This window comes from Enterococcus sp. DIV1083b, assembly GCF_051713705.1.
Taxonomy (GTDB): domain Bacteria; phylum Bacillota; class Bacilli; order Lactobacillales; family Enterococcaceae; genus Enterococcus_D; species Enterococcus_D casseliflavus.
Map to the genome: position 1 here is coordinate 2543086 of NZ_JBIOQJ010000001.1, position 11763 is coordinate 2554848.

The following is an 11763-nucleotide window of genomic DNA, read 5'->3' on the forward strand; positions in this document are numbered from 1 at the left end:
TTGCAAACAAATGAGAATCGTTATCAATTAACGCGGATTTTCTCATTTGGATGTCACAAACAGCTGCTTATGTCCCATTTTCAAGGAACAAGCTTGATTGATTTCAAAAAAAAGATGACCCACAATGGGATCATCTTTTTCCGTTTTTTTATTTTTCAAAGCCTTCTGCAACCGCTTCAGGATAGTTTTCTTTGACAATGGCTGTGCAATGGCCGCAAAGTGTTGGTAGCTGCTCTTCTACACCGACATCCACACGGACTTGACGACAACGTTCGCAGACTTCACCTACGGCTTTTTCCACTAAGATCGCCACGTCTTCGAATTGATAGGCCGCTTCTGGTGCTGCTTCACCTGCTTCTTTGATCGTTAAGAAGTCCGGTGAAATGATCAGCAACTGAGCGATATCTGAATCAATGGCTTTTAGTAATGCCGCAACCGGTTCGGTTGGATAGACAGTCACTTTTGCTTCAAACGATTTCCCGATCAGTTTTGCATTACGCGCTTCTTCCAATGCTTTTAAGACATTGTCACGGAAATCAAGGAAAGCACGCCATAAATCAAGCAGCTCTTCTTGGTTAGCAAATGTATCATAGCCAGGGAACTCCGCTAATTGGACATATTCCTCTTCTTCTTTCAAATGTGACCAGATTTCTTCTGCCGTATGCGGAATGATCGGCGTCAGTAATTTCGTCAACGCAACCGCTGTTTGATAAAAGACGGTTTGCATGGCGCGACGTTGGAAATCATTTTCAGCTTCGATATAAACGACATCTTTCGCAAAATCCAAATAGAAGGATGACATATCGACTGTCAAGAAGTTGATGACTGTTCGGTAAATATGCAAGAAGTTGTATTTTTCATAACCATCTTCTCGGATCGTTTTGATCGTTTGATTCAAACGAACCATCATGTATTTATCAACAGAACGCAAGTTTTCAAATGGTACGCTGTCTTTTGCTGGATCAAAATCATTCGTGTTAGCCAATAAGAAACGCATGGTATTGCGAATTTTCCGATAGACTTCTGATACTTGATTCAAGATATCCATAGACACTCGAACATCCGCTTCGTAGTCAACACTGCTGACCCAAAGGCGCAAAATATCCGCACCCATTTGGTTGATCACTTTTTCTGGTGCAATGGTATTTCCAAGAGATTTACTCATCTTACGGCCTTCGCCATCTAAGGTGAAGCCTTGAGACAAGACGGCTTTGTATGGTGCGACTTCATTGATCGCAACACTAGTTGTGATACTTGAGTTGAACCACCCGCGATATTGATCAGAACCTTCCAAATACATGTCAGCTGGGAACGTCAATTCTGGACGTTGACGTAACACGGCTTCGTGAGAAGAACCTGAATCAAACCAAACATCCATGATGTCAGTTTCTTTCGAGAATTTACCGTTTGGTGAGCCTGGATGCGTAAAGCCAGCCGGCAGCAATTCTTCGGCTTCTTTTTCAAACCAAATCGTTGAACCATGTTCAGCAAACAAGTTTGCCACATGCTCGATCGTTTCAGGCGTGATGATGGCTTCGCCGTTTTCTGCATAAAAGATTGGCAATGGTACACCCCACGCACGTTGACGAGAGATCACCCAGTCGCCGCGATCGCGAATCATATTGTATAAACGGGTTTTGCCCCATGGAATGATCCAATCTACTTTTTCGATCTCATCCAAAATGTTTTGACGGAACTTATCAATTGAAGCAAACCATTGTGGCGTTGCCCGATAGATGACTGGTTTTTTCGTCCGCCAATCATGTGGATAGCTGTGAGTAAAGAAGTTTAGTTTTAATAGCGCCCCTTTTTCTTCTAAAAGCTCAGTGATCATTGGATTGGCTTTGTCATAAAAGACCCCTTCAAATCCTGGTGCTTCCTCTGTGAAGACCCCACGGCTATCGACTGGTGATAAGACATCCAGTCCATATTTTTTGCTGACGATGTAGTCATCTTCCCCGTGTCCTGGTGCAGTGTGGACCAAACCAGTACCGGCATCCAATGTCACATGATCCCCTAACATCAACAGAGACGTACGGTCATAGAAAGGATGTTGCGCCGTCATTTTTTCTAATTGATCGCCTGCTAATTCTTGCAATACTTCGACAGATTCCCAACCAATCTCATTCGTCACGGTTTCTAATAAATCTTTTGCCACGACAAATTTACGACCATCAGCCAAGATTTGAACATAGGCAAAGGTTGGATTCACAGAGATTCCTAGATTCGCTGGCAAGGTCCATGGCGTCGTCGTCCAGATAACAAAAGATGTATCTGAATCAAGCAAATCTTTGCCATCTGCGACTGGGAAAGCAACATAGATCGATGGTGATTTCACATCTTTGTATTCGATCTCGGCTTCTGCTAGTGATGATTCACTAGATGGTGACCAGTAGATTGGTTTTAATCCTTTGTAGATATAGCCTTTTTCTGCCATTTTTCCGAAAACGCGAATTTCTGCAGCTTCATAATCGGGCGTCAGTGTGATGTATGGGTGCTCCCAGTCACCAGAAACCCCTAAACGTTTGAAGTCAGCTCTTTGTGTATCCACTTGTGTCAAAGCATATTCTTCACATTTTTTGCGGTATTCTGCCAAGCTCATTTCTTTGCGCTTGATTCCTTTATTTGTCAACACTTGCTCGATCGGCAAACCATGGGTATCCCAACCAGGTACATAAGGGGAACGGAAACCTGACATTGATTTGGAACGTACGATAATGTCTTTACTGATTTTGTTCAATGAGTGTCCGATATGGATGTTCCCATTTGCATAAGGAGGACCATCGTGTAAGACAAAGGTTGGCTTGCCTTCATTTAATTCTTGACGGCGTTGATACAATCGATTTTCTTCCCATTCTTTTTGCCAATCCACTTCGCGGTTCGGCAAGTTGCCTCGCATTGGAAAAGCGGTTTTTCCAAGATGCAGTGTTTCTTTCATTTTCATTCTTGTTTCGCTCCTTTTCGTCTCACTACGTTTCCGTATAATTTCTAAATCCATTGACTCGACCAATCAATTGCTTCTATTGAACGTATCAAAATGGATTGGTTGCCATGACTTCCTTGTGTTTAGGTCTCACTGATTTTAAAAATCAATCCTAGTGATTCCTCGTTTGGTTACTACGCTCCCTACGGTCGCCTAGTACTGTTCATCATCTATTCTGTCTTGCTTCGCAAGCCAATCATAGTGATTTCTAGTAGGGTTACTACGCTCCTTATGGTCGCCTAGTACTGTTCATCATCTATTCTGTCTTGCTTCGCAAGCCAATCATAGTGATTCCTAGTAGGGTTACTACGCTCCCTATGGTCGCCTAGTACTGTTCATCATCTATTCTGTCTTGCTTCGCAAGCCAATCATAGTGATTCACAGCAAAAAACACGTCCGTCCCTGGCAAGGGACGAACGTGTTCGTGGTACCACCCAAATTTTTATTGTCGTTAGACAATTCTTTGATGATCGGTAACGGGATCAGGCGTCGTTCTCTACTTGAGTCTTTGGATAATCGGCTCTTTAAAGAACGCAACTCACAGATGATCTGATTTCTTACAGGGTTTTATTTGGCTTCCACTCTCCCAAACTCGCTTGAAAAATATAAGAAATTTTTCTGTTCTGTGTCTTAGTTGTTATCTGTTTTGTTCAATTCGTCTAATAAGTTTCTCGCATCATCTAATGTTTTCACTTCAGGGCTTTCGCTTACATCAACGATTTTTTCATCTGATTCAACAACGTCCACATCAAATGTGTCCACTGCTTCTGAGTTTACTCCAGAACCATTTTCACTGTCAAGTTCTTTTGATAAAACTTCTCTGATTACTTGATGGGAATCTTGCACGTAGCTTGAAAATGGCGCCAAAATCTCTTCCCACTCGGGGCTCTTCACTTGTTCTAATTGGGTTTGTAACATAACCAATAAGTTGTTGTGGAAGACTCTGGTTTTCTTCTTCAAGTCATTTGTTTCTGTTGCCAATTGACGGGCATTGTCTGTTGCATCCGTTAAAATCTCTTTGGCTTTTTCTTCCGCTGAGGTCATCAAGGCATGGGCATGTTTTTCTGCAGTAGCAACCATTTCATCCGCACGGTTTTGGGCAGACGTAACGATCACTTCTGATTCTTTGCTTGCGCTTGTTTTTACTTTATCCGCGGTATCTTGAGCCACGATGATGGATTGGTTCAAGGCGTCTTTCAGTTCATTGAAATACTCTAGTTTTTCTTCGGCGTGTTTCAATGATTTCTCTAACTCGCGATTGCGTTGAACCGCTTCTTCATAATCGCGGACGATCATATCCAAAAAGTCATCGACTTCGTCTTGGTTGTATCCTCTCATTTTTACTGAAAAGTTTTTATTTTGAATGTCTAATGGAGTTAATGCCATATTCTATACACCTCTTTGATTTATTTACGTAATACACCTAATAACAATCTAACTTTTTCTTTTTTCGTGGTTCCTTCTAACCCCTGTATTTGAATCCGACCAAATCCTCTTACTGAAACGATATCCAGTAAATCCAGAACAAAATCTGGTCGTAGTGCTTCTGTCCAGTTTACTTTTACTTTTCCTGATTCGATCAACTGTTTCGAACGCTGACGTGAGATGTTGTATACGGCAGAGATCACTGTATCAAGACGCAATGAACTAACCGTTTCTCTTTCCTCGGTCCAGCCATCTTTAGGAACGATCAACTCGGTGTATTTTGTTTCTTCCAAGCGCACCGAGACGTTTCCGATTTTATCCACTTGGAGTTGGATAAAATGACTGACTTCAGTAGCAACGAATACTTGCCATATTTCACCATCGGAAAGAATGTCTCCAAAGTATTCCCTCTTGACTCCAGTCCCCATTAACGTGCCTAAAACTTTTCCATGACTCAACACCGTAAATTTTTTCGGGTATTGAATCGTAAACAAAGTCATGTCAAACTCATCGGTGGTGGGCTCATAATAATCGGGATAAATCAAACAACGTCGTCTTTCAGCAGCTTCGTAACCACCAAAAAAGCGGAAGCTTAAATCCGTTGATTGACGAATCAAGCTTTCTAAAATATACGCTTGTCTCGGATCTAAAAAATCAGTTAAGTAAGGCGCATACTGCATTTGCACTTGTTCGATCCATCCTTGAGCGGAATCAATAAAAGGGCGTTCATCGTTTCGAAAATGTTGATAGACATTTGCGTTCACCGATAACCACCCCTTACGTTAAAATAAAATTGATTGTAAGATCAATATCAATGCTTGTGATGCTAGCTGTAAGACGATAATTGCAAACGCAATCGTAAAATCAATACCAGCAAAACTTAATTTCAATCGATCAAATAAACTCAAATACGGTTCACACACTTTTGCTAAGAAACGGCCAAAAGCGGATTGATACCCTCCTGGAAACCAAGACAAAAGTGCATAGATCACTAATAAAATGGTATACAGATAAACAGCATCACTTAGTAATTTAACGAATCTCAAAAATAAAATTGGCGTTCCTCCTCACTTTAGATATCAAAAAAATTGGTATCTGCTAATGTTTGGGCAGTGCCTTCAATTTCCATACCCTTAGGCGTGCAAAGAAAAATTTCATCGCCAACACGCTTGATATCACCATCTTCAGCGTACACTGTTCCTGTTAAAAAATCAACTATTCGACGAGCTTGGTACTCTTCAATTAAATGAAAATTAACAAGTACAGCATCCCCATTGATGACCTGCTTGGCAATCCCCATCGCTTCGGAATAGACGCGTGGCTCTACGATCGTTATTTTACCAGCTGCTTGTGCGGGTGTTTCTTTTGCTTTTGTTTCTTTGACTCTCGTATTGCTTCTTTGTTGTGCCATCGGAACGACTTTTTCTTCCGTCTTCGTCACCGGTCTTACCCGTTCAGCCGCAGCTGAGGCTTGTTGATAGACAGCTGCTTGTGGTTGCTGTCTGTATTGATAGGCTTGATTTTGTGGTTGACTTGTTGTACGTGTTGCCGCTTGGCCAGATGCATACGTATTCGTGGTTGCTCTGGGGGCTGTAAAAGCTCCTCCTTGGTTCACAGCTTGTTTAGACGCTGTGCGTGCCGGTTCTTCCGTGGCAAATGTTTCTTCGTAGTAATCTTCTTCGTCAGTCAATCCAAAAAAATTGGTCAGTTTCTCTTTGAGCGACATCGGTCAACCTCCTTTTTTATTGAAATAATGCTGTTCCTACACGAATAAATGTTGCACCTTCTTGAATCGCAATGGGAAAATCATTACTCATTCCCATACTCGTTTCTAAGCAAGGGGCATGTGTAAGATGCAGGTCAGCGATCTGTTGTTGAATTCTTTTTAATTCTTTAAAAATCTGATGCTGCTCGTCTTTGGAAGCAGTGAGCGGGGCCATCGTCATCAATCCAACAACACGAATTTTGTCGAACGAAGCAAGTGCTTCAATAAAAGCCATTACCTCTTCAACAAAAATCCCTTGTTTCGTTGCTTCCTGCGAAACATTCACTTCCACAAAGCAGTTGATCGGATGCTCTGCTCGTTTTTGAATTTCTTGTGCCAGTTTGATTGAATCTAACGCATGGAAAAAATCAATCCCATTTATAATTGATTTTACCTTTCTGCGTTGCAAATTGCCAATAAAATGCCAACGGACATCTGGATAATCCTTTAGTGCTGCCTTCTTTTCAAGTAGTTTTTCTACTCGATTTTCTGCACAATCCCGCACACCATTTTCTAAAAGGACTCTTGTTGTTTCTGTATCGACGGATTTTGTCACAGCTGTCAAACAGACATCATTGGCATTTCTAGAAACAAGAGCACAGGAATCCTGTATCTCTTGCTGAATCTTGTGCAAGTTCTCAGAAATCATGTGCTCTGCCCCCTAGCGTTTACGACGGAAAAATGGTGGTGTGCTTAATTCGTCGTCATCATTCGAACGTACTTCATCACGGCTGAAGGTATCGAATTCTTTCTTTTCTACATTTTCAAATGTGTTTTCTTCTACTTTAGGTCGTACATTTTGTTCTTTGCGGATATCCCAATCACCAAAGCCATTGCTTTCTTCTGCTTGCGCTGGGCGTGCTTGATCCATATCTAATGTTGGTTTTTGAGGGATAGAATGAATTTGACCTTGGCTTTGTCTGCTAGAGCGAGAACCCCGTTCTTTTTTTGAAGGGTCAATGCCGGTTGCAATGACTGTCACACGGATCTCATCGCCTAAGTCTTCATTGATTGATGTACCTAAGATAATGTTTACGTCGCCTGTTGCCGCATGAGCGACGATATCAGAAGCATCTTGTGCTTCAAATAAAGTCATATCCAATCCGCCAGTGATGTTCAATAGCACTTGTTCTGCGCCATCGATCGACGTTTCTAGTAATGGTGAAGAGATCGCTTTTTTCGTTGCTTCGATCACACGTTCTTCCCCGCTAGCAACACCGATTCCCATCAAGGCTGTGCCTTGATTTTCCATTACTGTTTTCACATCAGCGAAGTCTAAGTTGACATAGCCAGGTGCAGTGATCAAGTCTGAGATCCCTTGAACCCCTTGACGCAAGACATTGTCTGCTTCACGGAATGCTTCAAGCATTGGCGTTTTCTTGTCAACAACTTCTAATAAACGGTTGTTTGAGATGATCAATAAGGTATCGACATTCTCTTTTAATTTAGCGATGCCTTCAGCCGCAAAACGGCCACGTTTTGGTCCTTCAAATGTAAACGGACGAGTAACGACACCGACTGTCAACGCGCCGATTTCTTTAGCGATTTTCGCTACGATCGGTGCAGCACCTGTTCCGGTTCCGCCACCCATACCAGCGGTAATGAAAATCATGTCTGCGCCTTCTAATGATTCGCGAATAGAATCTTCACTTTCTTCCGCTGCTTTTTGACCAACTTCTGGTTGAGAGCCAGCACCAAGTCCGCGGGTATATTTAGGGCCTAATTGAATGACTGTTTCTGCTTTTGAGTTTTTTAACGCTTGAACGTCAGTGTTGGCTGCAATAAATTCTACGCCCTTGACATTTTCTTCGATCATACGATTAACTGCGTTGCCGCCACCGCCACCGACTCCGATGACTTTGATCACAGCGCCGTCATTGATGTTATTATCAATTGAAAATTCCATAATTTATCTTCCTCCTGAGAATCGTTTTAGATTATTCAAAGATATTTGAGAAGAAATCTTTTACTCGGTTTGTGATCGACTCACCTTTTTTCTCTTCTTCTGCTTCTTCATAAGTTTCTTCTGGCGCTTCATATTGTTCGTAATGCACTTCTTGTTGTTGAATAGCAACGGGCTGTTGCGCCACTGTTTTTTCACCAGTGATCGCACTTTTGGCAAGCTGGTACACTTCGCTTAAGTTTGCCGAATAGTCAACGATACTGATCACATTCGTGAAAACAGGATTTCTAAGTCCCATATGATTAGGAACGTAAAGCTTGACGTTTGTTTCGAATACTTCTTGAGCAAGATCTACGACACCAGGAAGACTTGCAGCGCCACCAGTCAAGATCACGCCACCCGGTAAATCAAGTCCATCGATTTCGTCTAGGACTTCTTTTGATTTGGTGAAGATTTGTTCCATACGGGCTTCAATGATTTCTGATAAATAGCGTTCATCGATTTTCACTGGTTCTGATTTTCCGATCACATCAACCGGAAATTCTTCGCTGGCTGAAGTGCGTTCAGGATACGCATCCCCATAATTGATCTTCAATGCTTCTGCATTGTTGAAAGAGGTATTTAAAACCGTCGAAATGTCTTTTGTGACAAATTCGCCGCCCTCTTGGTTCACATGGGTGAATTTCAATTGCTTGTCGTGCATCGCTGCTGTGGTTGTTTGGCCGCCACCAATGTCGATGACGATCGTACCAAAATCTTTTTCACCGTCTGATAAAATCGATTCTGTTAGTGCTAATGGCGTAATGACTACTTCATTAACAATCAAACCAGATTTTTCAACACATTTGCGAATGTTGTGAATGATGGTTTTTGGTCCTGTATACACAACACCAAACATTTCTAGGCGAACCCCGATCATGCCACGAGGATCTTTGATTCCTTCAAAACCATCAACGGTAAATTCCTGCGGTAAAATAGCAATGATCTGTCTTTCAGGAGGGGTAGAACGAACGAGTGCTGCGGAGGCAACATTACGCACGTCTTCGTCGGTGATCTCTTTTGATTCACTATTGACAGCGATCATTCCTTGACAATTTTCCACTTCAAGAAGATTGGCTGGTACACCAACACTTACACTGCGAATTTGAATTCCTGCTTTTTCTTCTGCTTGTCTTACTGCTCTTTGAATGGCTTGTACCGTTTTATCGATATCTACAATGATCCCACGGTTGATTCCTTCTGATTTTGCATTACCTACACCAATGATATTCATTTGGCTGTCAACGTATTCGGCTACTACAACTTTTACAGATGTCGTACCGATATCAAGGCCAACATACATTCCCGTTTTTGCCATGGATGGGGTTCCCTCCTACTTAAATTGGATATATAGCGAACCATCACAGTCCGTTTTTAGAGTTCATTCGAATAATTTGTTCACTGTTACCAATTCTACCATATAATGGCGCTTTTTAGAAACAAGTTAATGAAAAAAACTCTTGAATTTTTCCTAAGAATCACTATCAGCTGTTTGATTTTCGTCTGCATCGTCTTCTTGTGTATTTGAAATTGGGTAAGTAAAGATTCCAACTTCCATATCCACAATACTGTCCTCGGTCAAATCTTTGGCAATTTGCGGATAATACTGCATTTGACTCACCATATTCGAAATGTTGACGATCACTTGATTGCCATCATTCATAAAGAGAGTCAGCAGCTCATCATTGCTGTCACGGGGGGTATATTTGATTTGAGAAACGCCATCGCGAATTTCTGAACTTAATTCTTGATAGGCACTAAGTGTTGCTTTGATTTTATCTTCAGCCGAAAAATTTTCTAAAACCGGCAATCCTTCCACTGGCTGCTCACTGATTTCATCTAACACAACGCCATTTTCTAAAACCGGCGCATAGCCACCATCTTGAGCTAGTAAAGCAACTTCTTGAAATTCAGTGACAGTGATATCGAAGCGATTGATACCAGATAGAGAAATTGAGGCATTTTTTATACGTGGCAATTCTTTTTTGATGGCAGACACGCTTTGATTACGTTCGAAAAATTGCGGCCACATCTCTTCATTGACGGTTAGGTCCGAATTTTCGAGAATTGCTTCTGCGGATACTTCATGATTGCCTTTGACGACCACATTCGCCAAACGACTAAGGGGCGAAACGAAATACAAAACAATCAATAAAGGAATCATCAACAATCCAATAATCAAGGCTAAACGGCGAATCAACACTTGGTTGCGGTACGCCTTTAGGTTAGGCAGCCGATCAGCAAAGGAGCGGGCCTTTTTTTCTGGCTCTGGCAATGCTTCTTTCTCATCAACGGACTCTTCCATTGCTTCATCTGCTTCAAAAAATGTTTCTTCTTGCTCGTCTTCATGGTCTTTGGACGTATCTTCTGTTTCTTCAGGAGCAGGAGAAGACCAAGCTGGCTGATTGCCTTTTTCTTGCAAATACTTTAGATTTTCTTTTTGCCAAGGGGTCAACTCTTCCGTTGACGAGGGGGTTTGATCATCATGAGGTGTTTTGTCTTTACTAATGATAATCGCTCCTTTCTATCCCACACATTGTACTATTTGATTACCTCTTGCACAAGTCGAAATAATCGTTCTGAGGCATCGCTGATCCCTTGTTCTTTTGAGGCTTTTGCCATCTTACTACGAAGGGCTTCATCTTGCATGATACTGTCTACTGCTTCCACGAGGTTTTGACTGTTTAGTTCATGATCGGCAATCATTTTGACTGCTCCTGCATTGGCTAAACTTTGGGCGTTCTTCGTTTGGTGGTCATTGGTCACATAAGGACTAGGAATCAAAATCGCTGGAATCCCTAATGCAGTGAATTCTGCGATCGATGTGGCTCCTGCTCGTCCAATCAACAAATCACTATTTGCCATCACTTCTGCCATCTGATCAATGTAAGGGCGAATACTGATATTAGGAAAGGCATCTTTTGACATGCCGATTTTTTCTTCGATCTCTTTGTAATACCGTTCACCTGACGCATAGAGAAGCTGATACTCTTTTTGAGCAAACAGCGGCAGCGCATCAATGATCGCTTGATTGATTTTCAGTGCTCCTTGACTCCCACCAAAAACCAAGACCGTCTTTTTCGCCGGATTTAAATCGTAGGAAGACAAGATCGCTGACTTTTGACTGTTGCGTACTTCTTGACCTCTGGGATTCCCCACCAGCACCGTTTTCTTCGCTGGAAAGTACTGGGACGCATCGTGAAAGGCAATGGCGATTTTGTCCACATATTTGGTTAGAAATTTATTCGTGATCCCGGGAACACTATTTTGTTCATGAATAATTGTAGGAATTTTCAACTTCGCTGCAGCAAAGACCACCGCGCCAGAAACGTAGCCGCCGGTGCCGATCACCACATCCGGTTGAAACTCCTTGATGATTTTTTTGGCTGCGTAATAACTTTTCATGAAAAGTTGGATCGTTTTTACATTATCGAAGGACAACTTACGCTTAAAGCCTTGGATTTCTAATGTTTTAAAAGGAATACCTGTTGGAGGGACGATTTTATTTTCCAAGCCCCTTGTTGCACCAATGTATAAAAATTCGGCTGTCGGGTCAATCTCTTTTACATAATCGACAAAAGACAACGCTGGATAAATATGTCCGCCAGTACCGCCGCCAGTCACAAGTATTTTCATATCCGTCACTCA

At 42.0% G+C, this 11763-nt stretch carries 10 protein-coding genes; all 10 read right to left on the bottom strand.

What is annotated here, in order from left to right; genetic code table 11:
- Positions 1 to 148: 148 nt before the first annotated feature.
- Complete coding sequence (gene ileS, locus IGI69_RS11840; protein WP_438740927.1) at positions 149 to 2944, bottom strand: isoleucine--tRNA ligase; 2796 nt, start codon at positions 2942 to 2944, stop codon at positions 149 to 151.
- 669 nt (positions 2945 to 3613) lie between these two features.
- Entirely contained in the window at positions 3614 to 4369 is a 756-nt protein-coding gene (locus IGI69_RS11845) for a DivIVA domain-containing protein (RefSeq protein WP_005228824.1), read from the bottom strand.
- A 20-nt stretch (positions 4370 to 4389) separates the two neighbouring features.
- Entirely contained in the window at positions 4390 to 5172 is a 783-nt protein-coding gene (locus tag IGI69_RS11850) for an RNA-binding protein (protein ID WP_005228823.1), read from the bottom strand.
- An 18-nt stretch (positions 5173 to 5190) separates the two neighbouring features.
- A complete protein-coding gene (locus tag IGI69_RS11855; protein ID WP_005228822.1) occupies positions 5191 to 5454 on the bottom strand; it encodes a YggT family protein in 264 nt (87 codons plus the stop codon).
- Positions 5455 to 5480: 26 nt separating this feature from the next.
- Positions 5481 to 6134 (bottom strand): cell division protein SepF, encoded by a 654-nt coding sequence (locus IGI69_RS11860; protein ID WP_010749764.1) that lies wholly within the window; start codon positions 6132 to 6134, stop codon positions 5481 to 5483.
- Between the two features lie 16 nt (positions 6135 to 6150).
- Positions 6151 to 6822: a YggS family pyridoxal phosphate-dependent enzyme gene (locus tag IGI69_RS11865; protein WP_438740929.1), complete on the bottom strand. Its 672-nt coding sequence runs from the start codon at positions 6820 to 6822 to the stop codon at positions 6151 to 6153.
- A gap of 12 nt (positions 6823 to 6834) precedes the next feature.
- Positions 6835 to 8079, bottom strand: coding sequence for a cell division protein FtsZ (gene ftsZ, locus IGI69_RS11870; RefSeq protein ID WP_005228816.1), 1245 nt, complete (start codon positions 8077 to 8079; stop codon positions 6835 to 6837).
- A 31-nt stretch (positions 8080 to 8110) separates the two neighbouring features.
- Positions 8111 to 9433 (bottom strand): cell division protein FtsA, encoded by a 1323-nt coding sequence (gene ftsA, locus IGI69_RS11875; protein WP_005228814.1) that lies wholly within the window; start codon positions 9431 to 9433, stop codon positions 8111 to 8113.
- 153 nt (positions 9434 to 9586) lie between these two features.
- Positions 9587 to 10570, bottom strand: coding sequence for a cell division protein FtsQ/DivIB (locus tag IGI69_RS11880; RefSeq protein WP_015510164.1), 984 nt, complete (start codon positions 10568 to 10570; stop codon positions 9587 to 9589).
- Between the two features lie 86 nt (positions 10571 to 10656).
- Positions 10657 to 11751, bottom strand: a complete 1095-nt coding sequence (murG, locus tag IGI69_RS11885) for an undecaprenyldiphospho-muramoylpentapeptide beta-N-acetylglucosaminyltransferase (RefSeq protein WP_010749767.1) — start codon at positions 11749 to 11751, stop codon at positions 10657 to 10659.
- Positions 11752 to 11763 lie beyond the last annotated feature (12 nt).